A 25,474-nucleotide genomic window follows, 5' to 3' on the forward strand; every position below is an offset into this window, starting at 1 on the left:
GCGACGTGCACTATAAGCCGGACGCCCGAAGGGCGGCTAGCATGCCTTGAGTTGTGGCGAAGTGCCAGTCCCGCTCGGCTGGACTGCCTCCTATCAATAAGGTAGCTTTGCCGGTTACGCAGGAGCGTTCCAGCTCCTAGAATCAGGTTTTTTTCAGCGCGCACGCCTTGATACCCATCAAACGAACGACGCGCATGGCCTGGCCGGGCATCGCCTGCGCTCCAATCATTCATCAGTCACTGACCCAAGGTTCTCCATGGCTCAATACGTCTTCACCATGCATCGGCTGGGCAAAGTTGTTCCGCCGAAGCGGGAAATCCTGAAAAACATTTCGCTGTCGTTCTTCCCCGGCGCCAAGATTGGCGTACTCGGTCTCAACGGTTCGGGTAAGTCCACGCTGCTGAAAATCATGGCTGGCGTCGATACCGAGTTCGACGGTGAAGCCCGTCCGATGCCGGACCTGAACATTGGCTACCTGCCGCAAGAACCGATCCTGGACCCGACCAAGACCGTGCGTGAAGTGGTCGAGGAAGCGGTCAGCGTGATCAAGGACGCTCAGGCGCGCCTGGACGAGGTTTATGCGGCCTACGCTGAACCGGATGCCGACTTCGACAAACTGGCGGCAGAACAGGCCAAGCTCGAAGCCATCCTGCAAGCCAGCGACGGTCACAACCTGGATCGCCAACTGGAAGTCGCCGCCGATGCGCTGCGTCTGCCGGCCTGGGATGCCAAGGTTGAACATCTTTCCGGTGGTGAAAAGCGTCGTGTGGCCCTGTGCCGCCTGCTGCTGTCCGCGCCGGACATGCTGCTGCTCGACGAACCGACCAACCACCTGGACGCCGATTCCGTCGCCTGGCTGGAGCACTTCCTGCACGATTTCCCGGGCACCGTGGTTGCGATCACGCACGACCGTTACTTCCTGGATAACGTCGCCGGCTGGATCCTCGAGCTCGACCGCGGCGCCGGTATTCCGTACGAGGGCAACTATTCGGGTTGGCTCGAAGCCAAGTCCGATCGTCTGGCCGCCGAATCCAAGCAGCAATCGGCTCATGAAAAAGCCATGAAGGAAGAACTGGAGTGGGTGCGCAAAGGCGCCAAGGCCCGCCAGTCCAAATCCAAGGCTCGTCTGCAACGCTTCGAAGAAATGCAATCGCAGGAATTCCAGAAGCGCAGCGAAACCAACGAGATCTACATCCCGGCCGGTCCGCGCCTGGGTGACAAGGTCATCGAGTTCAAGAACGTCAGCAAGGGCTACGGCGATCGTGTGTTGATCGACAACCTGTCGTTCTCCATGCCTAAAGGCGCCATCGTTGGCGTGATCGGCGGTAACGGTGCCGGTAAATCGACCCTGTTCCGCATGCTGATGGGCAAGGAAACGCCGGATTCGGGCAGCATCGAAGTCGGCGAAACCGTGCAACTGGCGTGCGTCGATCAGAGCCGTGAAGACCTGGATGGCAGCAAGACTGTGTTCCAGCAGATCTCCGACGGTTCCGACCAGATTCGCATCGGCAACTACGAGATCCCGTCGCGCACCTACGTGGGTCGCTTCAACTTCAAGGGTGGTGATCAGCAGAAGTTCGTCAAGGACCTGTCCGGTGGTGAGCGTGGTCGCTTGCACCTGGCCCTGACCCTGAAAGAGGGCGGCAACGTCCTGCTGCTCGACGAACCGTCCAACGACCTCGACGTTGAAACCCTGCGTTCCCTGGAAGAAGCCCTGCTGGACTTCCCGGGCGCCGCCATTGTGATCTCCCATGATCGGTGGTTCCTTGACCGAGTCGCGACTCACATCCTGGCGTACGAAGACGACTCGCAAGCCGTGTTTTTCGAAGGCAACTACACCGAGTATGAAGCCGATCGCAAGAAGCGCCTCGGCGAAGCGGCTTCCCAGCCGCACCGTGTACGGCACAAGAAACTGGCCTGATTTCAGGTTGGTCGCATAGAAAAAACGGAGCCTTCGGGCTCCGTTTTTTGTTCTTCTACAGGCGAGATCGCGGCGTCATCGAACTTACCCGGCCTCTATGGTCAACACCTCAATCACCAAATCCCCCGCCGGCCGCTTCCACAACACCTCATCGCCCACCTGCGCCCCGAGCAACGCCCGCCCCAGCGGCGAGCTCCAATTGATCAACCCATGGGCGGCATCCGCCTGGTCTTCTCCGACCAATTGCACACGTTGCTCATGATCGTGTTCGTCGGCAAAGGTCACCCAGTTGCCAATCTGCACTTTGTTGGTCGAGGAAGCCTGTGCGACCACCTGGGCGCTTTGCAGGCGCTGCTTGAAGTAGCGCCAGTCGCGATCGAGGTCGGCCTGGCGCTGTTTATCGGCCAGTTCACCTTTGGCGCTTTCCTCATCCAGCAGGTTTTGCAGCTCGGCGACTTTCGCCTGAAGCTGCGCCAGACCGGCGGGCGTGACGTAATTGGGCTGCGCGCTGACCTGTCGTTCGACGGGCTGGTCGGCTTGTGCGGCGGCGTTATCTTCATTGACGAAGGCGCGACTCATTCTGTTCTCCCGTAATAGGGTTTGGGCCATGGTCGCAGGCTTTAAGTTTCGACGAATGTCTGTAAACGACTTATTGCGAGCGATAGGCTCGCGCGGCGTCCCGGTCTTTCTCTTGTTGCCAGGCCCGTTCACGCTCGTCCCAATGGCGGTCCTTGTAGTCGTAGCGATCCTCGTTATCACGCATGGCCTGGCACTGACGGAAGCCATCGGTCCAGCCTTCGGCGTATTGCTTGTCCTTGAGGTAACGCGGGACGTCTTTGCGAAATTCCCCGGTGATCGCTCCGGCGGCTTGCCGGCCACTGCTGCAACCATCATCGAAGCCGTCGGCGAATGCCGGTGGATAACCCTTGCTGATCAGATCTTCATGGGTCGACTGGCACCCCATGATCAACACCAACAAACCCAACATACCCACGCAACGCCACATCTTGGACTCCTGGACCGTTCAACGGCCTGTAAGGGAAGTCTAGAAGCGGATTTGTCGAGTGTCTGTGAAAGGGCAGTGATTAATCTGTCGGGTAGCGAAAATCCCTTGTGGGAGCGAGCCTGCTCGCGATTGCAGTGGAGCAGGCAGCATGGATGGTGAATGTGATGGCCTCATCGCGAGCAGGCTCGCTCCCACAGGGTAGTGATGTGTCAGCTCAATAGTGATACCACTTCACCTCAAGCATCACTTCGTTTTCGGGTGAAGCCAGGTGGCTGAACTCGCGTTGGGCACTGAGGCGCACACCCAGATTACGCGACAATTCCCACTGCTGATTCAGGCTCACACTACGGCGCACTTCGCCATTAGTGAAGTAATCACCCTTGGCTTCCAGGCTGAAATTGCCCAGCGGGTTTTTCCACAGCAGGCCGCTGTTAAAGCCCGCCGCCGGGGCGATGAAGCCCGCGAAGTCATTGTTATGCTCCACACGCACGGTGCCCAAGGCGAAACCGAGCATGTCGTCACCCAGTTGCCAGGTGCCGCCACCGCCACCGTTGACATGACTGACCAGGGTTTCGTCATCATGCTTGCCCGGCACGCGCTCCAGGCCGCCAGTGACTTGCCACGACAAGGGCTGCAACAGTTTGTTGCGCGGAGTCAGTGAGCGGATGGTCGCCAGATCCAGTTGCTGCAACTGCCAGTCATTGCCTTCGTACTGACGCAGTTTCATCTGCAGAATTTCAATCTGTGCGCCGAGAGGGAAGCTCTCAGCGTTGTCATTGAGGTCGTGATAGGCCATCCGCAGGCCGTATTCGCCGAACGCGCGATCGCCACGGGTGCCGAGGCCGGCCTGCCAGGTGCGCGATTCGTGACCGTCCTCGGGCAAGCCAGGTTGCGCAATGTCCAGTTCCGGGGGCGGGTTTTGATTGATCGCGCGCAGCAGTTCGAAACTGCGCTGAGCCCGTTGCGGGTCCCGTTCCTGGCCGTTGGCGCGATAACGCTCCAGACGATAAGCCGCATCGATGATCAACGCCTGCCGGTCGCGAGGTTGAGCCTTGAACGCCGGGGCCTGCAATTGCTTCTGGTCGGCACTGACTTTGAGCACCCAGTCTTGTTCTTCAGCATTCAACGGTTCTGCACGGCTCAGCAGTTCACGCTCACGGGACGGTCGATACTCGATCGACTCCACCAGCCCGGCTTCTTTCACCGCTTTGACCGTGTCGGTAGGGATAGCGGTCAACGGGAATTGTTCGGTCAAATGCAGGCTCGGCCGCGCCACTTGCAGCAGCTCAAGCAGGCGATAGGAGCAGTTTTCGTCGAAGAAAAAGTAGTCGAACTGGATCTGTTTGAGTTCCCAGACGTGCTCGACCATGCGCTCGGTTTCTTGCGGGGTCAGATTCAGGCGGTATTCCCACAGGTCACGGTTCTCGAGGCTACGGTATTCGGAGAGTTTTTCCTGATACGGCACCAGGGCAAACAGACCCGGATAGCCGCCCATCAAGCCTTTCCAGGCGTACAGAATGCTGTTGTCCGAGCCTTCGATGTAGGCGCCAAAGTTAATCGCGTAACTGAGCAGCGATGTCTTGTCGCTCTGCACATCGGCCTGATCGATGCGCAGCAAGGTGTGGCCGAACATCGACGACGGGCTGTTCAGGTAGGCCGCCGGGAAAATCATCACCGCGCTGTGGGGTGAAACGTCCTTGAACCATTGTTTGAACTCAGCGCAGTCCGGCGTCGGCAGATCGGTCAGCTCGAGTTGCGCCTTCAGCCAGCGGGTGCGGGCCGGATAAACACATTGCGCGTGCTGCTCACCGGCACTGGCCGGGGCGTACAGTGCCCGCACGGTCGCCGCCAGTTCATGCTCGGGGTGTTCGTTGCCATCGGGGGCGAGGAAGAACTTCTTGTCGCTGACATAGCTGCGCCAGCCGCCGAGCTTGGCGGTTTCGTAATGACCCAGGGAAATCCAGAAGGGGTCATTGGCCAGTTGCTGCAAACGTTGATTGTCGATGTATGGCGCGGCGGACAGCGGGGCGCAGACACAGAGCGCCAGCCAGGCAAGGCGTTTGAGCATAAGAGGCTACTTGAACTCGAAGAAAACAAAGACCATAAGGGGTCAGGTCCAAAAAACAAAACCCGCTCCCCGAAAGGAGCGGGGCGGGGTCGAGCTTAAGCTTGAGTGGCGTACTTGGCCAGGCGAGGATCGTTCTTCAATACGGCCAGAGTGTTGGTATGCACGTCTTCAGCGGTCACGTCAGCTTTGCTGAAGATCTGCTGGAAGTGCTGATGGGTCACCGCGGCGAAATGCGCACGGTCTTCCGGCGCCACGCCCAGTACCACGGCGTAAGTGGTCAGCGCTTCGCCCTGACCCTTGGCCATGTCTTCGGACAGCTCATTCATCATGCCATTCATGGCGAACCAGGATTTGCCGCCGTAGGTCAGCGACGCATTAGTTGCGCAACCGTTGGTACCCGAGGTCATACCGAAGGTTGCATTACCGGAAGTGCCGTTGGTGGTGGAGGCCAGGAAGTGAGCCGGAGTACCACGCTGACCTTCGAACAGCATGTTGCCCCAGCCACAATCCGGGCCGCCTGGCGCCTGAGCCATGGCGTTGATGGATACAGCGGTGAAGAGAGTACCGAGAAGAATCCGTTTCATAGCTAAGTTCTCTTTGTGTGCATACCAATGGACAAGGTGCTGGCCCCTAATGGTGCCAGTGGGCCGGTTCAGGGGGCGTTCTCAATTAGTTTTCCCGCGGCGGGGTAACCAATTGAGAACGCCCGCTGGTTCCAGCCGCGCAGTTTGGAGTTTAGGCACGTTCCGGGGGTTCCGTGATTTTTTGCCAAACATTCCTTGAAAACATTGATTTTGAGCTGCTCGGCCCGGGGTTGACGCTTTGTCTGAGCGCGCGCCTTGCAAGTGAGGTATGGGCAGCGCCAGAATGCCGCTATCTGCCCCGCCTGATGTAAGGAAGCCCGATGCCTGATCCTGTTGCTGCCAGCTTGCGTCTAGCGCCTGAAGCGCTGACCCGTCCGTTTTCCGCTGAACAGTTCAGCTTCTCTACCACCAATGATCTGGAGCCCTTCCGCGGTGTGCTTGGCCAGGAACGTGCGGTCGAAGCCTTGCAGTTCGGTGTGGCCATGCCACGCCCCGGTTACAACGTATTTGTCATGGGTGAACCCGGCACCGGCCGGTTTTCATTCGTCAAACGCTACCTCAAGGCCGAAGGCAAGCGCCTGCAGACCCCGGCGGATTGGGTCTACGTCAATAATTTCGATGAGCCTCGCGAACCTCGCGCCCTGGAGTTGCCGTCGGGCACTGCCGGGGCGTTCATCGGTGACATCAACGGTTTGATCGACAACCTGCTGGCGACCTTTCCGGCGGTGTTCGAGCACCCGTCCTATCAACAGAAAAAAAGCGCCATCGACCGCGCTTTCAACCAGCGTTATGACCGTGCACTGGATGTGATCGAGCGTCTGGCGCTGGAAAAAGAGGTCGCGCTTTATCGCGACAGCAGCAACATCGCCTTCACGCCGATGAGCGAAGGCAAGGCACTGGATGAGGCGGAATTTGCCCAGTTGCCGGAAGCCGAGCGTGAACGTTTCCACGACGACATTTCCGGGCTGGAAGAGCGGTTGAACGAAGAGCTCGCCAGCCTGCCGCAATGGAAGCGTGAGTCGAGTAATCAACTGCGTCAGCTCAACGAAGAAACCATTACCCTGGCCTTGCAGCCATTGCTCGCGCCGCTGTCGGAAAAGTACGCGGAAAACGCGGGCGTTTGCGGTTACCTGCAAGCGATGCAGGTGTACCTGCTCAAGACAGTGGTCGAGCAACTGGTGGACGACAGCAAGACCGACGCCATCGCCCGCAAATTGCTGGAAGAGCAATACGCCCCGAGCCTGGTGGTCGGCCATCCGTTCAGCGGCGGTGCGCCGGTGGTCTTCGAGCCGCACCCAACCTACGACAACCTGTTTGGCCGCATCGAATACAGCACCGACCAAGGCGCGCTCTACACCACCTATCGGCAGTTGCGACCAGGTGCGCTGCACCGGGCCAATGGCGGTTTCCTGATCCTCGAAGCGGAAAAAATGCTCAGCGAGCCTTTTGTCTGGGATGCGCTCAAGCGCGCCCTGCAATCACGCAAGCTGAAAATGGAATCGCCACTGGGTGAGCTGGGCCGTCTGGCCACCGTGACGCTGACACCGCAAAACATTCCGTTGCAGGTCAAGGTCGTCATCATCGGTGCGCGGCAGCTCTACTACACGCTGCAAGACCTCGACCCGGACTTCCAGGAGATGTTCCGCGTCCTGGTGGATTTCGACGAAGACATCCCGATGGTCGATGAGAGCCTGGAGCAGTTCGCCCAGCTGCTCAAAACCCGTACGTCCGAGGAAGGCATGGCACCGCTGACCGCCGATGCGGTGGCGCGTCTGGCGACTTACAGCGCGCGTCTGGCCGAACATCAAGGGCGTTTGTCGGCGCGGATTGGCGATCTGTTCCAGCTGGTCAGCGAGGCGGATTTCATTCGCGACCTGGCGGGTGACGAGATGACCGACGCCGGGCACATCGAGCGTGCACTCAAGGCCAAGGCCACCCGTACCGGACGCGTTTCGGCGCGGATTCTCGATGACATGCTGGCCGGGATCATTCTGATCGATACCGACGGCGCGGCTGTTGGCAAGTGCAACGGGCTGACGGTACTGGAAGTCGGCGACTCGGCTTTTGGTATTCCGGCGCGGATTTCCGCCACGGTTTATCCGGGCGGCAGCGGTATCGTCGACATTGAGCGCGAGGTCAACCTTGGCCAGCCGATCCACTCCAAAGGCGTGATGATCCTCACCGGGTATCTGGGCAGCCGTTATGCCCAGGAATTCCCGCTGGCGATTTCCGCGAGTATCGCCCTGGAACAGTCCTACGGTTATGTCGACGGCGACAGTGCCTCCCTGGGAGAGGCGTGCACGCTGATCTCGGCCTTGTCGAAAACCCCGCTCAAGCAGTGCTTTGCGATTACCGGTTCGATCAACCAGTTCGGTGAAGTGCAGGCGGTGGGGGGCGTCAACGAGAAGATCGAAGGCTTCTTCCGACTCTGCGAAGCCCGTGGGCTGACCGGTGAACAAGGGGCGATCATTCCTCACGCCAACGTCGCCACGCTGATGCTCGACGAGAAGGTGCTGGCGGCAGTGCGCGCGGGGCAGTTCCATGTCTACGCGGTACGCCAGGCCGACGAAGCCCTGAGCCTGTTGGTCGGCGAGCCGGCTGGTGCGCCGAATGAGAATGGCGAATTCCCTGAAGGCAGCATCAACGCACGGGTAGTGGAGCGCTTGCGGGTGATCGCGGAAATGATCAGCGAGGAAGACCTCAAGGAAGCCGAAAAGGAGTTGGCACAGGAAGCAATGCTGGAAATCAAGCCCGCCTGACGCAACCCCCCATGTGGGAGCGGGCTTGCTCGTGAAGACTGACTGACATTCAACATTTATGTCGACTGTTATGCCGCCTTCGCGAGCAAGCCCGCTCCCACAGGGTTTGGTGTTCAGTGCAAATAAAAGCGCCGTCAAATTGGCGTCAATATTCACACAGTGACCACTCGGCACCTTCTGGTCTCGGTTCGCGTGCGAGCCAGACTTTTCTTCTATTATCTGCTCAAGGATATCGACAGTAATCACTGGATCGAGACAGCCTTCCCGTGGAGGCTGAATACCGGATCTACCGAGGGTCGCCGCCATGTCGCGCAACCTCTGCCTCACCCGTCAATGCCTGGGCCTTGTGACCCGTATCGAATGTGCGATCCGTCCGCTGGCGGGAGATACGGGTATGTGGACCTTGCTCTTCGCCGCCGGAATGGCCGGCGAACAACCTTCAGCCATCAAGGCGCAGGGGCCGTTCCGTGGGCCTGTCGTGGCTGAATCGATCCTCGATACCATCGTTGAAAGTCTGACGCTGCATGGCTACGAGCTGGCCGATGATCCGCAAATCTGGTGCCTGCATCTGCAAGCCCAGTTGCGAGAGATCAACGGGGGGCGTTGCCGCAATCTCGGCGGCTTCGAGTTTCGGCCGGAGCACTGAACGGGTTACTGACCAAGGTTGTCTGGCTCAGCCTTGTCGAGTTTGACCTCGAATCCATATTGCACGGTGGTGAGATTGGTTCGCTGATAGGTTTCCAGGTGTGTGGGGGGGCCATAGAAATAATGCACGCCGAATAAGGCCGGGCCTTCAGCGCTCGCGTCGTGACTGACCGAAAGAATTTCTTTCAGATAATTACCGCTGTCATCCTTGGTAAAAAAACGCCAGTCCTGAGCGGGGAACCGCTTCAGATCAACCACCAATGCATTTCCTTTGAACTCCAGGCCTTTGGGCAATTGGCGGGCGTCGTACGTTTGCTTGTCGACGGTCGCCAGGAACAGTGGCATCGAGCCCACGGCGTAGGCCGGCGTTTCCGGAAACAGGTTCAGATCATAAGTGATGGTGCCGTGCAGCGGATCGACCTGATACGCCTCCGGTGGCAGCTCGATCGGCCCATCGCGCCGGCCCTTGGCGTCCTGGGTAAAAAACGTCAGCGGGCTTTCACCGGGGTTGAAGGACGTGCCGAGCAGTTCGTCATTGAAGCTTCTGGGGTGGTCGAACTCGATGCGCGCGGCGCTCGGGTCATCGATCGACTGATTGATGCTGATGCTCTTTTTCAGTTGCTCCTCGCTCAGCGTCGCGCCCTTGAGCCAGGTAGCGGCCTGGTCGTCATACACCACCACGGGCAAGGCCAGGGGCTGGATGGTTTTTTCCGTGGTGTGTGGGTCGAAGCGACGTACAGGCAGGTCAAGGTTCTTGCGGGTTACCGTGACCGCCGAAAAATCCAGCAGGTTGACTTCCAGGGTCTCGATCGACCCGTTGAAGTACACCTTGCTGTAATGCCGGGTCTGTTGCTTTTCAAACGCTCGTTGATCCTCGTCGAGCTGTTTTTCGAACGCTTCGCTCCAGGCCTTCTGCTGTTGCATCTGCGCCAGTTGTTTTTGATAGAACGCAATTTGCGCGGCCGTTTCGTTGATCGCGCCGGAGCGCGAGAGAAATTGCCCGGTGACGTCCCGGGCCTGAACGATCACCGGGTTGAGCGGTGTATCGCGGACCTCGGGGGCCAGTGGCGCGCTGTTACTGAATTCGATTTCGGCGTAATTATCGGCCAGTTTCAGCAGCGTGACGCTGAGTGTGTCGTTGGTGCGAGTCTGGCCAACGTCCTTTTTCGTCAGGTTGAAACTGTAGAGCCGGCGCGGCGCGATGACTTCCACTGCGCCTTGCAGGCTCACCGGTTGTGGCAGGCTCTTCTTATCCACATTCAGGCCTTCGATGAAGGGGTAAGTCACCGTCAAATCATCGGGGTTGGTCAGGTTGGAGCTCGATGGGCTCAGTTGAATACCGGGATCGGTTTCCGACCATTCTGGCTGGAAGGCGATGACGCGCTTGTTGCTCAGAGTCACCGATTGCCATTCCAGGCCATGTGGAAACAGAAATGCTCCCGGAATGTTGAAATTGAAGGGAAACACCGGTTGCAAGTCAGTCAGGTAATCCGAGCTGGAATCCTTGTGCAGCACGAACAGACCGTTGAGGTAAGTGTCGACCAGCGCCTGGGGTGAGGGGTAATGCTTGAGCACGGCGAGGGCGTCTTCGCCGTATTCGGTGACCACCGGTTTATTGTCGAGCTTGAGCTGTGCGCGTTCGAGCAACAGCAACGAGCCGCCGAGTTCGGCCACGGCGTCCTTGAGTTTCGGATCCTTGATCGCGTCCAGGGATTTTTCGAACTGTGCGGTCTTTTCTTCGAGGCTGACCTGACGCTTCTCATCGCTGGGTGAGCAACCGCCGAGCAGCAGCGCGAGGCAAAGTCCGGCACTCGTTAAAGGCAATCGCACATCCATTTTCCAGTTTTCCTGTCCGATGTCGCTGACCTGTCATGGTCTCGACACTAGCAGAAAAACTTTGTCACACACACGCAGGTTGCGGATTTCCCGGCGGTTTCTGGGTGTAACGGGTGGCTGTTATACTCGCCGCCATTTCCAGCCCCTTGTGTGAGATTTAATGGAACGCTTTGTCGAAAATGCAATGTACGCCTCCCGCTGGTTACTGGCGCCGATCTATTTCGGTTTGTCCCTGGGTTTGCTGGCGTTGGCACTGAAATTCTTCCAGGAAGTCTTCCACGTCATCCCTAACGTGTTCTCGATGGCCGAATCGGATCTGATTCTGGTGCTGCTGTCGCTGATCGACATGGCGTTGGTGGGCGGCTTGTTGGTGATGGTGATGATCTCCGGTTACGAGAACTTCGTTTCCCAGCTGGATATCGACGACAGCAAGGAAAAGCTCAATTGGCTGGGCACCATGGATTCGTCTTCGTTGAAGATGAAAGTCGCGGCTTCCATCGTGGCGATTTCGTCCATCCACCTGCTGCGGATCTTCATGGATGCCAAGAACGTCGATCCCGAGCATTTGAAGTGGTACGTAGTCATCCACATGACGTTTGTGGTGTCGGCGTTTGCCATGGGCTATCTGGACAAGCTGACCAAGCATTGATCTGCACCGCCTTTGTAGGAGCGAGGCTTGCCCGCGAAGAGGCCGTGTCAGTCGGCATAAGTGTTGTCTGATACAACGCCTTCGCGGGCAAGCCTCGCTCCTACAAGAAACGGTGTGAAATAGACAGGCGGTGTCGTTTGTGGCTTGTGCTTTGGCGCGTCGAGGCATATCCATGTAGAGATCCTGGCTCGCCACTGCGTGAGGTACGCTCATGAACCTGCAAGAGTTGAATGCGTATGCCCTCGCCGGAAAGATCGATGAGCTGAACCTGATCTCGATGGAAGGCGTGTTCTACGTGCTGGAGGCTCGGATGCATGGCGCGGCGCATCCAGTGCTCGATGCCAGCGGCGAGACATTGAAGCTGCGCTCGGTCGAGCATGCGCGTGAAGTGCTTCACGCCTGTCCCAAGTCGTTCAACGTTGTACATACCTCGGCTCATGATGAAATGTGCGGTGCCAGCGCCGAGGAAAGTCCGAAATTACCAAGCACCTTCCGTTCTATGTAACAGCGCTGACGCAGCTCAAACGTGACGGCATCTGTGCTAGTCTGCTCGCCCTTTTGATTCCGGGCGCTCCGGGATGCGCTGTGCACGCACGGCAAGTTCCAGGGCCGTCCGCACAGCGGAGCAGTGTCATGTCCGAAGTAAATCTGTCCACCGACGAAACCCGCGTCAGCTACGGCATTGGCCGTCAGTTGGGCGACCAACTGCGTGACAACCCGCCACCGGGCGTGAGCCTGGACGCGATCCTGGCGGGTCTGACCGACGCATTCGCCGGCAAGCCGAGCCGTGTGGGTCAGGAAGAAATGTCCGCCAGCTTCAAGGTGATCCGCGAGATCATGCAAGCCGAAGCGGCAGCCAAGGCTGAAGCTGCTGCTGGCGAAGGTCTGGCTTTCCTGGCTGAAAACGCCAAGCGTGAAGGCATCACCACGCTGGCTTCCGGTCTGCAATTCGAAGTACTGACTCAAGGCGAGGGCGCCAAGCCAACCCGTGAAGATCAGGTGCGTACTCACTACCACGGCACCCTGATCGACGGCACTGTATTCGACAGCTCCTACGATCGTGGTCAGCCTGCTGAATTCCCGGTGGGTGGCGTTATCGCTGGCTGGACCGAAGCTCTGCAACTGATGAACGCCGGCAGCAAATGGCGTCTGTACGTGCCAAGCGAACTGGCTTACGGCGCTCAAGGCGTTGGCAGCATTCCGCCGCACAGCGTACTGGTATTCGACGTCGAATTGCTCGACGTTCTATAACGCATGTCCCTGTAGGAGCGAAGCTTGCTCGCGAAGGCGGTGTGTCATTCAACGATGATGTTGAATGTTATGGCCTCTTCGCGGGCAAGCCTCGCTCCTACAGGGTTTGCAGCGTTACTCATAATTCGATCTTGTGGTGCAGCTCACTCGTCGGGCGCAACGCCCGGGCATAGCAGAACAGAAACAGATTGCGCACCAGTTCCTTGAGCACCACCGGCTCGCTGGAACTCAAACCATTGACGTCCAGATCACCCTGATCCTGCAGCTCATTCAAGGCTTCTTCTTCAAGCACCGCACAGACTTCCCCGGTTTCCCGATGCAGGATTCTGAGGTAAGGGTGTGGGCGGTCCAGCCAGGCATCGATCAAATAAGTCATGAGTCTCATCTCCATTGAAGGGGTTCAATGAGAATAATTCTTATTCGTCAAATAGCAAGGGCCTATTGGCGGTTTGGGTTTTTTCTGCGGGGAAGGTGCTGGGCATCAAAACGACTGGCGTTTGACTGCTGCGCGGGAATATTGGGTGATGCGGGGAAGGGGGAAGCACCATCCCACGCCGGGCGCGGGATGGAATACAGCAGGCTCAGACTTTTCTGACGAACTCGGACTTGAGCTTCATCGGGCCGATGCCGTCGATCTTGCAGTCGATGTCGTGGTCGCCATCGCACAGGCGGATGTTCTTGACCTTGGTGCCAACCTTGACCACCAGCGACGTGCCTTTGACTTTGAGGTCCTTGATCACGGTGATGGTATCGCCGTCCTGCAGGACATTGCCGACCGAATCCTTTTTCACGGTGTCATCGGAGGTTGCTTCGGCTTCGCCGCTGGCGGACCACTCATGGGCGCACTCCGGGCAGATCAGCTGTGCGCCGTCTTCGTAGGTGTATTCGGAATTGCATTTTGGGCAGGGTGGCAACGTGCTCACTAAAGCTCCTTGGATTCAGGATGGCTAAAAAGCGCACATTATATAGGGTTTTGTTGCTGGAGGGGGCTGACAGCAAAAGATCAAAAGATCGCTGCCTTCGGCAGCTCCTACGGGTGTACACAAAACCCTGTAGGAGCTGCCGAAGGCTGCGATCTTTTGATCTTGCTGTGAATATCAGTGCGTACGGGCGACCGCAAATTCGCTCAATTCCACCAACGCATCGCGGTATTCGCTGGCAGGCAGGGCTTCCAGACACTTGATCGCACGCGCAACGTAGTCGCGAGCCAGTTGCGCGGTGTAATCCAGCGAGCCGGACGCTTCGACGGCTTCGCGAATGCTTTCCAGGTCTTCGATGCCACCTTTCTGGATCGCCTGACGAACCAGTGCGGCCTGCTCCGGAGTGCCTTCGCGCATGGTGTAGATCAGCGGCAGAGTCGGCTTGCCCTCAGCCAGATCGTCACCGACGTTCTTGCCCAGGGTCTCGGCATCGCCACGGTAGTCCAGCAGGTCGTCAACCAACTGGAAGGCCACCCCCAGGTGATCGCCGAAGGTACGCAGCGCTTCGCTCTGTTCCGGCGAGGCACCGGCCAGGGCCGCGGCACTGTGGGTCGAGGCTTCGAAGAGCATCGCGGTTTTGCCGCGGATGACTTCCATGTAGGTTTCTTCAGTGGTGCTGGCGTCGCGGACCTTCGACAGCTGCAACACTTCGCCTTCGGCGATAATGCGCGTGGCTTGCGAAAGGATCTTCATCACTGGCATGGAGCCCAGTTCAACCATCATTTCGAAGGAGCGCGAATACAGGAAGTCGCCCACCAGCACGCTCGGGGCGTTGCCCCACATGGCGTTGGCGGTCGATCGGCCACGGCGCATGCCGGACATGTCGACCACGTCGTCGTGCAGCAGGGTGGCGGTGTGCAGGAACTCGATGGTCGCGGCCAGCAGGCGCAGGTCATCGCCTTCGCGGCCCAATGCCTTGCCGCACAGCAGCACGAGCAATGGACGCAGACGTTTACCGCCAGCCGAGGTAATGTAGTCGCCGATTTTTGATACCAGCGGCACTCGGGAAGTCAGCTGTTTCTTGATGATGCCGTCGACGGCGCTAAAATCGTCCGCCACCGCGCGGTAGAAAGCTTGGGGTTGCATCAGCGACAGTTGCTCCAGAAGGGTTGCGCGGCATGCTAGGACCCACGTCCGGGCCTGTCAAGGTACGATGGACGGCCACTTGCAACGCTCAAGCAGCTTGCGTACAATCGCGCACCCTGAACTTCCTGGGCAGCACCTGCCTTACGCAATTGCAAACAGGCCTTCCAGCCTTATGCAGCCATGCCAGCCAATACCTCTTCTTATAAAGAGCTGGGTGAGCAGGATTATCGGAGAAATACCATGTCTTATGCAGTAATCGTTACTGGTGGCAAGCAGTACAAAGTTGCTCCAGGTGAATACCTGAAGATCGAAAAACTGGAAATCGCTACCGGCGAATCCGTTACTTTTGATCGCGTTCTGTTGGTTGCCAATGGCGACGACGTGAATATCGGCGCTCCAGTTGTTCCTGGCGCTACCGTTGTGGCTGAAGTGATCTCCCAAGGTCGTCACGATAAAGTCCGCATCATCAAGTTCCGTCGCCGTAAGCACCACATGAAGCGTATGGGCCACCGCCAGTGGTACACCGAGATCAAAATCACCGGTATTCAGGCTTAATTTCAGCCTAATTCCTCACTAGGAGAATTGAACTCATGGCACACAAAAAAGCTGGTGGTAGTACCCGTAACGGTCGCGACTCAGAAGCCAAACGCCTTGGCGTGAAGATGTATGGCGGCCAGGTTATCATTCCGGGCAACATCATCGTGCGTCAGCGCGGCACCCAATTCCACGCTGGCTACGGCGTTGGCATGGGCAAGGATCACACTCTGTTCGCTAAAATCGACGGCGTGATCAAGTTCGAAGTAAAGGGCGCCTTCGGTCGTCGTTACGTAAGCATTGTCCCGAAGACTGACGTCGTCGCGGCATAATTACGTAGTTGCTGGAAAAGCCCTGTCTTGCGACGGGGCTTTTTCGTTTGTGGGGTGAGTCTCTTGCAAAGCTGTTTGTGATGGGCTCCAGCGCTGTATTGGCGGTCGTTGATTGAGGTCGCTGCGCTCATTTTTGCAAGAGTCTTATGTCTAGGTTTTTTCGGCTCGTCCGTATGGCGAGAGGCGTTTTGTTATGAAGTTTGTTGATGAAGTATCGATTCGAGTGAAGGCCGGGGACGGCGGCAACGGTTGCATGAGCTTCCGTCGCGAAAAATTCATTGAAAACGGCGGCCCGAACGGCGGTGACGGTGGTGACGGTGGCTCGGTCTACATGATCGCCGACGAAAACCTCAACACCCTGGTGGACTACCGTTACACCCGGCACTTCGATGCCGAGCGCGGTTCCAACGGCGGCAGCACTGACTGCACCGGCAAGAAAGGTGAGGAGCTGGTGCTGCGCGTTCCGGTCGGCACTACTGTCATCGATTCCGCGACTCAGGAAGTGATCGGCGACCTGACCAAGGCCGGTCAAAAGTTGCTGGTGGCTCACGGTGGTTGGCACGGTTTGGGTAACACCCGTTTCAAATCCAGTACCAACCGCGCGCCACGCCAGACTACGCCAGGCAAGCCGGGCGAGCAGCGTGACCTGAAGCTGGAAATGAAAGTGCTGGCGGACGTCGGTCTGCTCGGTTTGCCGAACGCCGGCAAAAGTACCTTCATTCGCTCGGTATCGGCCGCCAAGCCGAAAGTCGCCGACTACCCGTTCACCACTCTGGTGCCGAACCTGGGTGTGGTCAGCGTCGATCGCTGGAAGAGTTTCGTGGTTGCGGACATTCCGGGCCTGATCGAAGGTGCATCCGACGGCGCAGGCCTGGGGATTCGTTTCCTCAAGCACTTGTCGCGTACCCGTCTGCTGCTGCACCTCGTCGATATGGCGCCGCTGGATGACACCAGTGCCCCGGATGCCGCTGAAGTAATCGTCAGCGAGCTGACCAAGTTCAGCCCGTCCCTGGCTGAGCGTGATCGCTGGCTGGTGCTGAACAAATGCGACCAGATCCTTGAAGAAGAGCACGACGCTCGCGTCAAGGAAATCGTTGATCGTCTGGAGTGGACCGGTCCGGTCTACGTGATCTCCGCGATCGCCAAGCAAGGCACCGAGCGTCTTTGCCATGACATCATGCGTTATCTGGAAGATCGTGCCGATCGTCTGGCTAACGACCCGGCCTACAAGGAAGAGCTGGCCGAGCTCGATCAGCGCATCGAAGATGAAGCGCGCGCCCAGTTGCAGGCGCTGGACGATCAGCGTGCCCTGCGTCGCAGCGGCGTGAAGTCGGTCCATGACATCGGTGATGACGATTGGGACGAAGAAGATGTGGATGACGAAGACGGTCCGGAAATCATTTACGTGCGTGACTGATTCGTTGCGATAAACTTAAGCGCCGCTCACTGGAGCGGCGTTTTAGTATCTGGAAGTCGACTGTTGGTCACGAAGAACCACGAATAACGTCACGGGCAGTGCCAGGTCGCGCTGCCCTCAAGCTAAGGTTGAAGATGATGCGGAGCAAGGTGACAGGTGCGCAGCGTTGGGTCGTGAAGATCGGCAGCGCTTTGCTGACGGCGGACGGCAAAGGCCTGGATCGCGCGGCAATGGGTGTCTGGGTCGAGCAGATGGTTGCCCTGCACGAAGCGGGCGTCGAGCTGGTGCTGGTGTCCTCCGGGGCAGTGGCGGCGGGCATGAGTCGTCTGGGCTGGACGGTGCGACCCAGTGCGATGCACGAGTTGCAGGCGGCTGCCGCCATCGGTCAGATGGGGTTGGTGCAGGCCTGGGAGTCGAGCTTCGCCGAGCATGGCCGGCATACCGCGCAGATTCTCCTGACTCACGATGATTTGTCCGATCGCAAGCGCTACCTCAATGCTCGCAGTACCTTGCGCGCGCTGGTCGAGCTCAAGGTGATTCCGGTGATCAACGAGAACGACACTGTGGTCACCGACGAAATCCGTTTCGGCGACAACGACACGTTGGCGGCGCTGGTGGCGAACCTGGTCGAAGCCGATTTGCTGGTGATCCTCACTGATCGCGACGGCATGTTCGACGCTGATCCGCGCAACAATCCCGACGCCAAACTGATTTACGAGGCGCGTGCCGATGATCCGGCGCTGGATGCGGTCGCGGGTGGCACGGGTGGTGCGCTGGGTCGTGGCGGCATGCAGACCAAATTGCGTGCCGCGCGTCTGGCGGCCCGTTCCGGTGCGCACACCATCATCGTGGGTGGGCGTCTGGAGCGGGTGCTGGATCGTCTCAAAGCGGGCGAGCGCATCGGCACCTTGCTGTCACCTGAGCGCGGTATGCTGGCAGCGCGCAAGCAGTGGCTGGCCGGGCATCTGCAAACCCGAGGCACGCTGGTGCTGGATGCGGGGGCAGTGACGGCGTTGTCCCAGGGCAACAAAAGTTTGCTGCCGGTGGGTGTCAAACTGGTCCAGGGCAGTTTCCGTCGTGGCGAAATGGTGGTCTGCGTGGCGCCGGACGGTCGTGAAATCGCCCGCGGCCTGGCTAACTACAGTGCTCTCGAGGCACAAAAAATTATCGGTCAGTCGTCTGAGGCGATTATCGGTCTGTTGGGGTACATGGCTGAGCCGGAACTGGTTCACCGCGATAACCTGATTCTGGTCTGAAGGAATACCTGAATGCGTGTGGCAAAAGGATTGTTGGGCTTGTTGTTGGCGATGCCGCTGCTGGTCTCGGCCGAGGAAATTGGCCAGGTGTCGACGGTGTTCAAGTTCGTCGGCCCGAACGACCGTATCGTTGTCGAGGCATTTGATGATCCGAAAGTGGATGGCGTGACCTGCTACCTGTCGCGCGCCAAGACGGGCGGTGTGAAGGGTGGTCTGGGCTTGGCCGAAGATCGCGCTGAGGCCTCTATCGCGTGCCGTCAGGTTGGGCCAATCAACTTCAAGGGCGAGCTCAAGGATGGTGAGGAGGTGTTCAAGGAGCGCACCTCGCTGGTATTCAAGACCATGCAGGTGGTGCGATTCCTCGATAAGAAGCGCAATACGCTGGTGTATCTGGTCTACAGTGATCGCTTGATCGAAGGTAGCCCGCAGAATGCGGTGACGGCTATCCCGATTCTGCCGTGGACGCACGCTCAGTAAGTTAGCGAAGATCCAAATGTGGGAGCGAGCCTGCTCGCGATAGCGGACATACAGCCAACGTGGGTGCTGAATGTCGGGCCGTTATCGCGAGCAGGCTCGCTCCCACATTTTTTGCGGTGTATTTGATAAAGCGCAGGCAATAAAAAACCGACCCTGAGGTCGGTTTTTTAATGAGCGTGTCGCTTAGGCAGCAGCGGCAACGTTCAGGGCCTTTACGTGGCCATTCAGGCGGCTCTTATGACGAGCAGCTTTGTTCTTGTGGATGATGCCTTTATCGGCCATACGGTCGATAACTGGCACAGCCAGAACGTAAGCAGCTTGAGCTTTGGCAGCGTCTTTTGCGTCAATGGCTTTAACTACATTCTTGATGTAGGTACGAACCATGGAACGCAGGCTGGCGTTGTGGCTGCGACGCTTCTCAGCCTGTTTTGCACGTTTTTTGGCGGAAGGTGTGTTGGCCACCGTCGAGCTCCTCGAAAGACTTTTTAGGAAATAGCAAACAAAATAGGCCGCGAATCATGCCGATGAGTTGATGTCTTGTCAAGGGCGGTTGAAACGATCCGCTAAGTGGCAGGTATGGAGCGCCGGGATATTTCTTTCCGGCGTGCGACCTGTAAACTCGCGAGCTTTGGCTCTGTGCTGTTGCGGCGCGGAGTATCGCATAAGTGGGCGCGTTGTTCGCCTGCTGTTTATCGACAGGCAAAAACTCTTTCAATGAATCTGCTCAAATCGTTGGCCGCTGTCAGCTCTATCACGATGCTTTCCCGGGTGTTGGGGTTTGTTCGTGACACCCTTGTCGCGCGTGCATTTGGCGCCGGGATGGCGACCGACGCCTTCTTTATCGCCTTCAAACTGCCCAATCTGCTGCGGCGGATCTTCGCCGAAGGGGCGTTTTCCCAGGCTTTCGTGCCGATTCTGGCCGAATATAAAAGCCAGAAAGGCGAGGAGGCGACGCGAACGTTTATTGCCTATGTCTCGGGCCTGCTGACGCTGGTGCTGGCGCTGGTCACTGGATTGGGCATGCTCGCCGCGCCTTGGGTTATCTGGGCCACGGCGCCGGGTTTCGCCACTACCCCGGAAAAATTCGAGCTGACCTCCGACCTGCTACGGGTCACTTTTCCTTATATATTGCTGATCTCCCTGTCTTCGTTGGCCGGAGCGATCCTCAACACCTGGAACCGCTTCTCGGTGCCGGCCTTCGTGCCGACCCTGCTCAATGTCAGCATGATCATCTTTGCGGTGTTCCTGACACCGTACTTCGATCCGCCTGTAATGGCGCTGGGCTGGGCCGTTCTGGTGGGCGGTCTGGCGCAATTGCTGTTTCAGCTGCCGCACCTGAAAAAAATCGGCATGTTGGTGCTGCCGCGCCTGAACCTGCGCGATAGCGGTGTCTGGCGGGTCATGAAACAGATGTTGCCAGCGATTATCGGCGTTTCGGTGAGCCAGATTTCGCTGATCATCAACACCATATTTGCCTCGTTTCTGGTGGCCGGCTCCGTGTCCTGGATGTATTACGCCGACCGCCTGATGGAATTGCCATCCGGCGTGCTGGGTGTAGCGCTGGGCACGATTCTGCTGCCGACCCTGGCCAAGACTTATGCCAGCCAGGATCGCCACGAGTACTCGCGGATTCTCGATTGGGGGCTGCGCCTGTGCTTCATGCTGGTATTGCCGTGCTCCCTTGCGCTGGGGATCCTGGCTGAGCCGCTGACGGTTTCGCTGTTCCAGTACGGTCAGTTCAGCGCTTTCGACGCGACCATGACTCAGCGTGCGTTAATCGCTTATTCCGTCGGCTTGCTGGGAATTATCGTGATCAAAGTGCTGGCGCCGGGGTTTTATGCGCAACAGAACATCCGGACTCCGGTAAAGATTGCGATTTTCACCCTGATCGTTACCCAGTTGTTCAACCTGGTGTTGATCGGTCCATTGGCTCACGCCGGTCTGGCCCTGGCCATCAGCGCTGGCGCCTGCATCAATGCCGGGCTGCTGTTCTATCAACTGCGCAAGCAGCAGATGTATCAGCCGCAGCCGGGCTGGGCGAAGTTCGGCTTCAAGCTGCTGGTGGCGGTGGCGGTAATGTCCGCGGTATTGCTGGGCGTGATGCACTTTATGCCGGCCTGGGGGCAGGGGAATATGCTTGAGCGCTTGTTGCGCCTGGGCGCGTTGGTGGTCGCCGGCGTGGTGGCGTATTTCGGCATGTTGCTGTTGATGGGCTTCCGTTTGCGCGACTTCAATCGCAAAGCGTTGAGCTGAGGCTTTTGCCTCGATAAACACGGGCGGGCCGGCGGTTTTGTCGGCTCGATCACTTTGGGTTACGGTGTTGCCTGTCGTCGGCCGCCGGGTGTGGTTATAATCGACCACTTTATGAGCAAGAAGCGCGTTATGCAGCTGGTTCGAGGCCTCCACAACCTGCGCCCCCAGCATCGGGGCTGTGTCGCCACTATTGGCAACTTTGACGGTGTTCACCGTGGTCACCAGGCTATCCTGGCCCGGCTGCGTGAGCGTGCGCTCGAGTTGGGCGTGCCCAGCTGCGTGGTGATTTTCGAGCCGCAGCCGCGAGAGTTCTTCGCCCCGGACACCGCCCCGGCCCGTCTGGCCCGCCTGCGGGATAAGCTGCAGTTGCTGGCCGAAGAAGGTGTCGACCGGGTGCTGTGCCTGGCATTCAACCAGCGGCTGAGCAAGCTCAGTGCCAGTGAATTCGTCGATACTATTCTGGTGGACGGCCTCGGTGTGCAGCATCTGGAAGTTGGCGACGATTTCCGTTTCGGCTGCGACCGGCTAGGGGATTTCGATTTCCTGCAACAGGCTGGCGTCCTTCAGGGGTTTACCGTCGAAGCGGCGCAGACCGTCGTACTGGACGGCATTCGGGTCAGCAGCACTCAGGTACGTAACGCCCTGGCCGCTGCGGATTTTGCCTTGGCCGAGCGGTTACTCGGTCGTCCGTACCGGATTGCCGGGCGAGTCCTGCACGGCCAGAAGCTGGCGCGCCAGCTCGGTACGCCGACCGCCAACATACAACTCAAGCGTCGTCGTGTGCCGCTGTCCGGGGTTTATCTGGTCAACGTCGACATCGACGGCAAGACCTGGCCAGGCGTCGCCAATATCGGCGTGCGGCCAACGGTCGAAGGGGATGGCAAAGCCCACCTCGAAGTGCACCTTTTAGATTTTGCCGGCGATCTGTATGACCGGCGTTTGACGGTGGTTTTCCACCATAAGCTGCGTGAAGAGCAGCGTTTCGCCTCTCTGGAGGCGCTTAAGACGGCGATCAATGCGGATGTCGCCGCCGCCCGTGCCCTGTCGCACCTAGCGCCAATCGCTAATGAAGAGCCTTAAATGACCGACTATAAAGCCACGCTAAACCTTCCGGACACCGCCTTCCCAATGAAGGCCGGCCTGCCTCAGCGCGAACCGCAGATTCTGCAGCGCTGGGACAGCATTGGCCTGTACGGTAAGTTGCGCGAGATTGGCAAGGATCGTCCGAAGTTCGTCCTGCACGACGGTCCTCCGTACGCCAACGGCACGATTCACATCGGTCATGCGCTGAACAAAATCCTCAAGGACATGATCATCCGCTCGAAAACCCTGTCGGGTTTCGACGCGCCTTATGTGCCGGGCTGGGACTGCCACGGTCTGCCGATCGAGCACAAAGTCGAAGTGACCCACGGCAAGAACCTGGGCGCGGACAAGACCCGCGAACTGTGCCGTGCCTACGCCACCGAGCAGATCGAAGGCCAGAAGTCCGAATTCATCCGTCTGGGCGTGTTGGGCGACTTCGCCAACCCGTACAAGACCATGGACTTCAAAAACGAGGCCGGTGAAATCCGCGCCCTGGCGGAAATCGTCAAGGGCGGCTTCGTGTTCAAAGGCCTGAAGCCTGTGAACTGGTGCTTTGACTGCGGTTCGGCCCTGGCTGAAGCGGAAGTCGAGTACGAGAACAAAAAATCCGCGACCATCGACGTGGCGTTCCCGATCGCCGACGAAGCCAAACTGGCCGCCGCGTTCGGTCTTCCATCGCTGGGCAAACCCGCCTCGATCGTGATCTGGACCACCACCCCGTGGACCATCCCGGCCAACCAGGCACTGAACGTCCACCCGGAATTCAACTACGCCCTGGTCGACGTCGGCGACAAACTGCTGGTACTGGCTGAAGAGCTGGTCGAGTCGTGCCTGGCCCGTTACAGCCTGGAAGGTTCGGTCGTTGCGACCACCACCGGTAAAGCACTGGAACTGATCAACTTCCGTCACCCGTTCTACGATCGTCTGTCGCCGGTTTACCTGGCTGAATACGTCGAACTGAGCGCGGGCACCGGCGTGGTTCACTCCGCGCCAGCCTATGGCGTAGACGACTTCGTGACCTGCAAAGCCTATGGCATGGTCAACGACGACATCCTCAATCCGGTGCAAAGCAACGGCGTGTACGCGACATCGCTGGAGTTCTTTGGCGGCCAGTTCATCTGGAAAGCCAACCCGGCCATCGTCGACAAGCTGACCGAAGTCGGTGCGTTGCTGCATACCACCATTATCGAACACAGCTACATGCACTGCTGGCGTCACAAAACTCCGCTGATCTACCGCGCCACCGCGCAGTGGTTCATCGGCATGGACAAAGAGCCTGCAACCGGCGAAACCCTGCGCAAGCGGGCGATCAAAGCCATTGAAGAGACCAAATTCGTTCCGGCCTGGGGCCAGGCGCGTCTGCACTCGATGATCGCCAACCGTCCTGACTGGTGCATCTCCCGCCAGCGCAACTGGGGCGTGCCGATCCCGTTCTTCCTGAACAAGGAAAGCGGTGAGCTGCACCCACGCACCGTCGAGCTGATGGAAATCGTTGCCCAGCGCGTCGAAGTCGAAGGCATCGAAGCCTGGTTCAAGATGGATGCCGCCGAGTTGCTCGGTGAAGAGGCGCCGCTGTACGACAAGATCAGCGACACCCTGGACGTCTGGTTCGACTCGGGCACCACGCACTGGCACGTCCTGCGCGGTTCGCACCCGATGGGCCACGAAACCGGTCCGCGTGCCGACCTGTACCTGGAAGGCTCGGACCAACACCGCGGCTGGTTCCACTCGTCGTTGCTGACCGGTTGCGCCATCGACGACCATGCCCCATACCGCGAGCTGCTGACCCACGGTTTTACCGTTGATGAGTCCGGTCGCAAGATGTCCAAGTCCCTGGGCAACGTAATCGCGCCGCAGAAGGTCAACGACACCCTGGGCGCCGATATCATGCGTCTGTGGGTCGCTTCTACCGACTACTCGGGTGAAATGGCGGTTTCCGAGCAGATCCTGCAACGCAGTGCGGACGCCTACCGGCGCATCCGTAACACCGCGCGCTTCCTGCTTTCCAACCTGACCGGTTTCAACCCGGCCACCGACATCCTGCCGGCCGAAGAAATGCTGGCGCTGGACCGTTGGGCCGTGGATCGCACCCTGCTGCTGCAACGCGAGCTGCAAGAGCACTACGGCGAATACCGCTTCTGGAACGTCTACTCCAAGATCCACAACTTCTGCGTGCAGGAGCTGGGCGGTTTCTACCTCGACATCATCAAGGACCGTCAGTACACCACTGGCGCCAACAGCAAGGCCCGTCGTTCGGCGCAAACCGCGCTGTACCACATCAGCGAAGCGCTGGTGCGCTGGATCGCGCCGATCCTGGCGTTTACCGCCGACGAGCTGTGGCAGTACCTGCCAGGCGAGCGTAACGAGTCTGTGATGCTCAACACCTGGTACGAAGGCCTGACCGAATTGCCGGAAAGCTTCGAGCTGGACCGCGCCTACTGGGAGCGGATCATGGCGGTGAAGGTGGCGGTCAACAAGGAAATGGAAATCCAGCGCGCGGCCAAGGCCGTCGGTGGCAACCTGCAAGCCGAAGTGACGCTGTTCGCCGAAGAGGCGCTGAGCGCCGACCTGGCCAAGCTGAGCAACGAACTGCGCTTCGTGCTGATCACGTCGACCGCTACCGTTGCGCCGTTCGTTCAGGCGCCGGCCGATGCCGTGGTCACCGAAGTCGGCGGTCTGAAACTGCAAGTGGTCAAGTCGAGCCATGCCAAGTGCGCCCGTTGCTGGCACTGCCGTGAAGACGTTGGCGTGAACCCGGAGCATCCGGAAATCTGCGGTCGTTGCGTCGATAACATCAGCGGCGCTGGCGAGGTTCGTCACTATGCCTAATGCTGCTGGCCGTTTCGGACGGCTGAGCTGGCTCTGGTTGAGTTTGCTGGTCCTGGTCATCGACCAGGCCAGCAAGTTCTACTTCGAAAGCTCGCTGAGCATGTACCAGCAAATCGTGGTGATCCCCGATTACTTCAGCTGGACCCTGGCCTACAACACAGGCGCGGCGTTCAGTTTCCTGGCAGACAGCTCCGGCTGGCAGCGCTGGCTGTTCGCCCTGATCGCGGTGGTGGTCAGTGCGGTGCTGGTGGTCTGGCTCAAACGCCTGGGGCGCAACGAAACCTGGCTGGCGGTCGCCTTGGCGCTGGTGCTGGGTGGTGCGCTGGGTAACCTGTACGACCGCATTGCCCTGGGCCATGTGATCGATTTCATTCTGGTGCATTGGCAGACCCGCTGGTATTTCCCGGCGTTCAACTTTGCCGACAGCGCAATTACTGTCGGTGCCGTGATGCTTGCACTGGATATGTTCAAAAGTAAAAAGACCGGAGAAGCCGTTCATGACTGAACA

General features: G+C 58.8%; 24 protein-coding genes. 15 read left to right on the plus strand and 9 right to left on the minus strand.

The window, feature by feature from the left end:
- Positions 1-256: 256 nt before the first annotated feature.
- Positions 257-1,921: an energy-dependent translational throttle protein EttA gene (gene ettA, locus KGB14_RS09310; protein ID WP_223485884.1), complete on the plus strand. Its 1,665-nt coding sequence runs from the start codon at positions 257-259 to the stop codon at positions 1,919-1,921.
- An 84-nt stretch (positions 1,922-2,005) separates the two neighbouring features.
- Here ettA and KGB14_RS09315 read toward each other — a convergent pair whose 3' ends face one another.
- The 4 genes from KGB14_RS09315 to KGB14_RS09330 all read right to left on the minus strand — a co-directional run bounded on the left by KGB14_RS09315 (position 2,006) and on the right by KGB14_RS09330 (position 5,579).
- Positions 2,006-2,500 carry a GreA/GreB family elongation factor gene (locus tag KGB14_RS09315; RefSeq protein WP_223485886.1) on the minus strand — a complete coding sequence of 165 codons (495 nt, stop codon included), beginning with the start codon at positions 2,498-2,500 and terminating at the stop codon, positions 2,006-2,008.
- A 70-nt stretch (positions 2,501-2,570) separates the two neighbouring features.
- Positions 2,571-2,927: a hypothetical protein gene (locus KGB14_RS09320; RefSeq protein ID WP_223485888.1), complete on the minus strand. Its 357-nt coding sequence runs from the start codon at positions 2,925-2,927 to the stop codon at positions 2,571-2,573.
- A 214-nt stretch (positions 2,928-3,141) separates the two neighbouring features.
- Entirely contained in the window at positions 3,142-4,995 is a 1,854-nt protein-coding gene (locus tag KGB14_RS09325) for a DUF4105 domain-containing protein (protein WP_223485890.1), read from the minus strand.
- 95 nt (positions 4,996-5,090) lie between these two features.
- A complete protein-coding gene (locus tag KGB14_RS09330; protein WP_223485892.1) occupies positions 5,091-5,579 on the minus strand; it encodes a DUF3015 domain-containing protein in 489 nt (162 codons plus the stop codon).
- A 320-nt stretch (positions 5,580-5,899) separates the two neighbouring features.
- Here KGB14_RS09330 and KGB14_RS09335 point away from each other — a divergent pair, with 320 nt between their 5' ends.
- Both KGB14_RS09335 and KGB14_RS09340 read left to right on the plus strand, forming a co-directional pair.
- Positions 5,900-8,338, plus strand: a complete 2,439-nt coding sequence (locus KGB14_RS09335; RefSeq protein WP_223485894.1) for a Lon protease family protein — start codon at positions 5,900-5,902, stop codon at positions 8,336-8,338.
- Between the two features lie 304 nt (positions 8,339-8,642).
- A complete protein-coding gene (locus KGB14_RS09340) occupies positions 8,643-8,984 on the plus strand; it encodes a hypothetical protein (protein WP_223485897.1) in 342 nt (113 codons plus the stop codon).
- 5 nt (positions 8,985-8,989) lie between these two features.
- Here the strand turns inward: KGB14_RS09340 and KGB14_RS09345 are convergent, their stop codons facing one another.
- Positions 8,990-10,819 carry a hypothetical protein gene (locus KGB14_RS09345; protein ID WP_223485899.1) on the minus strand — a complete coding sequence of 610 codons (1,830 nt, stop codon included), beginning with the start codon at positions 10,817-10,819 and terminating at the stop codon, positions 8,990-8,992.
- A gap of 160 nt (positions 10,820-10,979) precedes the next feature.
- On the opposite strand from KGB14_RS09345, the gene KGB14_RS09350 reads away from it, so the two are divergent.
- From KGB14_RS09350 to KGB14_RS09360, 3 genes are all read left to right on the plus strand, one after another.
- Complete coding sequence (locus KGB14_RS09350) at positions 10,980-11,468, plus strand: TIGR00645 family protein (protein WP_223485901.1); 489 nt, start codon at positions 10,980-10,982, stop codon at positions 11,466-11,468.
- 211 nt (positions 11,469-11,679) lie between these two features.
- Complete coding sequence (locus KGB14_RS09355; protein ID WP_223485903.1) at positions 11,680-11,973, plus strand: DUF6482 family protein; 294 nt, start codon at positions 11,680-11,682, stop codon at positions 11,971-11,973.
- A gap of 128 nt (positions 11,974-12,101) precedes the next feature.
- Complete coding sequence (locus tag KGB14_RS09360) at positions 12,102-12,719, plus strand: FKBP-type peptidyl-prolyl cis-trans isomerase (protein WP_007901858.1); 618 nt, start codon at positions 12,102-12,104, stop codon at positions 12,717-12,719.
- A gap of 118 nt (positions 12,720-12,837) precedes the next feature.
- Here KGB14_RS09360 and KGB14_RS09365 read toward each other — a convergent pair whose 3' ends face one another.
- From KGB14_RS09365 to KGB14_RS09375, 3 genes are all read right to left on the minus strand, one after another.
- Positions 12,838-13,095, minus strand: a complete 258-nt coding sequence (locus KGB14_RS09365; RefSeq protein WP_223485905.1) for a hypothetical protein — start codon at positions 13,093-13,095, stop codon at positions 12,838-12,840.
- Positions 13,096-13,300: 205 nt separating this feature from the next.
- Positions 13,301-13,642 (minus strand): zinc ribbon domain-containing protein YjdM, encoded by a 342-nt coding sequence (locus KGB14_RS09370; RefSeq protein ID WP_090325292.1) that lies wholly within the window; start codon positions 13,640-13,642, stop codon positions 13,301-13,303.
- A 174-nt stretch (positions 13,643-13,816) separates the two neighbouring features.
- Positions 13,817-14,785 (minus strand): polyprenyl synthetase family protein, encoded by a 969-nt coding sequence (locus tag KGB14_RS09375; protein WP_223485907.1) that lies wholly within the window; start codon positions 14,783-14,785, stop codon positions 13,817-13,819.
- Positions 14,786-15,025: 240 nt separating this feature from the next.
- On the opposite strand from KGB14_RS09375, the gene rplU reads away from it, so the two are divergent.
- The 5 genes from rplU to KGB14_RS09400 all read left to right on the plus strand — a co-directional run bounded on the left by rplU (position 15,026) and on the right by KGB14_RS09400 (position 18,801).
- A complete protein-coding gene (rplU, locus tag KGB14_RS09380) occupies positions 15,026-15,340 on the plus strand; it encodes a 50S ribosomal protein L21 (RefSeq protein WP_007901869.1) in 315 nt (104 codons plus the stop codon).
- A gap of 35 nt (positions 15,341-15,375) precedes the next feature.
- A complete protein-coding gene (rpmA, locus tag KGB14_RS09385) occupies positions 15,376-15,651 on the plus strand; it encodes a 50S ribosomal protein L27 (RefSeq protein ID WP_007901871.1) in 276 nt (91 codons plus the stop codon).
- 193 nt (positions 15,652-15,844) lie between these two features.
- Positions 15,845-17,068 carry an Obg family GTPase CgtA gene (cgtA, locus tag KGB14_RS09390; RefSeq protein ID WP_223485909.1) on the plus strand — a complete coding sequence of 408 codons (1,224 nt, stop codon included), beginning with the start codon at positions 15,845-15,847 and terminating at the stop codon, positions 17,066-17,068.
- A gap of 137 nt (positions 17,069-17,205) precedes the next feature.
- Positions 17,206-18,324 carry a glutamate 5-kinase gene (gene proB, locus KGB14_RS09395; RefSeq protein WP_223486055.1) on the plus strand — a complete coding sequence of 373 codons (1,119 nt, stop codon included), beginning with the start codon at positions 17,206-17,208 and terminating at the stop codon, positions 18,322-18,324.
- Positions 18,325-18,336: 12 nt separating this feature from the next.
- Positions 18,337-18,801: a CreA family protein gene (locus tag KGB14_RS09400; protein WP_223485911.1), complete on the plus strand. Its 465-nt coding sequence runs from the start codon at positions 18,337-18,339 to the stop codon at positions 18,799-18,801.
- A gap of 183 nt (positions 18,802-18,984) precedes the next feature.
- Here the strand turns inward: KGB14_RS09400 and rpsT are convergent, their stop codons facing one another.
- Positions 18,985-19,263: a 30S ribosomal protein S20 gene (rpsT, locus tag KGB14_RS09405; RefSeq protein ID WP_007901883.1), complete on the minus strand. Its 279-nt coding sequence runs from the start codon at positions 19,261-19,263 to the stop codon at positions 18,985-18,987.
- Positions 19,264-19,515: 252 nt separating this feature from the next.
- Between rpsT and murJ the strand changes: the two genes are divergently transcribed.
- The 4 genes from murJ to lspA all read left to right on the plus strand — a co-directional run bounded on the left by murJ (position 19,516) and on the right by lspA (position 25,471).
- Entirely contained in the window at positions 19,516-21,054 is a 1,539-nt protein-coding gene (murJ, locus tag KGB14_RS09410; protein ID WP_223485913.1) for a murein biosynthesis integral membrane protein MurJ, read from the plus strand.
- A gap of 129 nt (positions 21,055-21,183) precedes the next feature.
- Positions 21,184-22,134 carry a bifunctional riboflavin kinase/FAD synthetase gene (ribF, locus tag KGB14_RS09415; RefSeq protein ID WP_223485916.1) on the plus strand — a complete coding sequence of 317 codons (951 nt, stop codon included), beginning with the start codon at positions 21,184-21,186 and terminating at the stop codon, positions 22,132-22,134.
- Entirely contained in the window at positions 22,135-24,966 is a 2,832-nt protein-coding gene (ileS, locus tag KGB14_RS09420; protein ID WP_223485918.1) for an isoleucine--tRNA ligase, read from the plus strand.
- On the plus strand, positions 24,959-25,471 hold the full coding sequence (lspA, locus tag KGB14_RS09425) for a signal peptidase II (RefSeq protein ID WP_223485920.1): 513 nt from the start codon (positions 24,959-24,961) through the stop codon (positions 25,469-25,471). The genes ileS and lspA overlap by 8 nt, the downstream gene beginning before the upstream one ends.
- Positions 25,472-25,474: the final 3 nt, after the last annotated feature.

The organism is Pseudomonas sp. A-RE-19 (assembly GCF_019956555.1).
In the GTDB taxonomy this organism is placed as follows: Bacteria; Pseudomonadota; Gammaproteobacteria; order Pseudomonadales; family Pseudomonadaceae; genus Aquipseudomonas.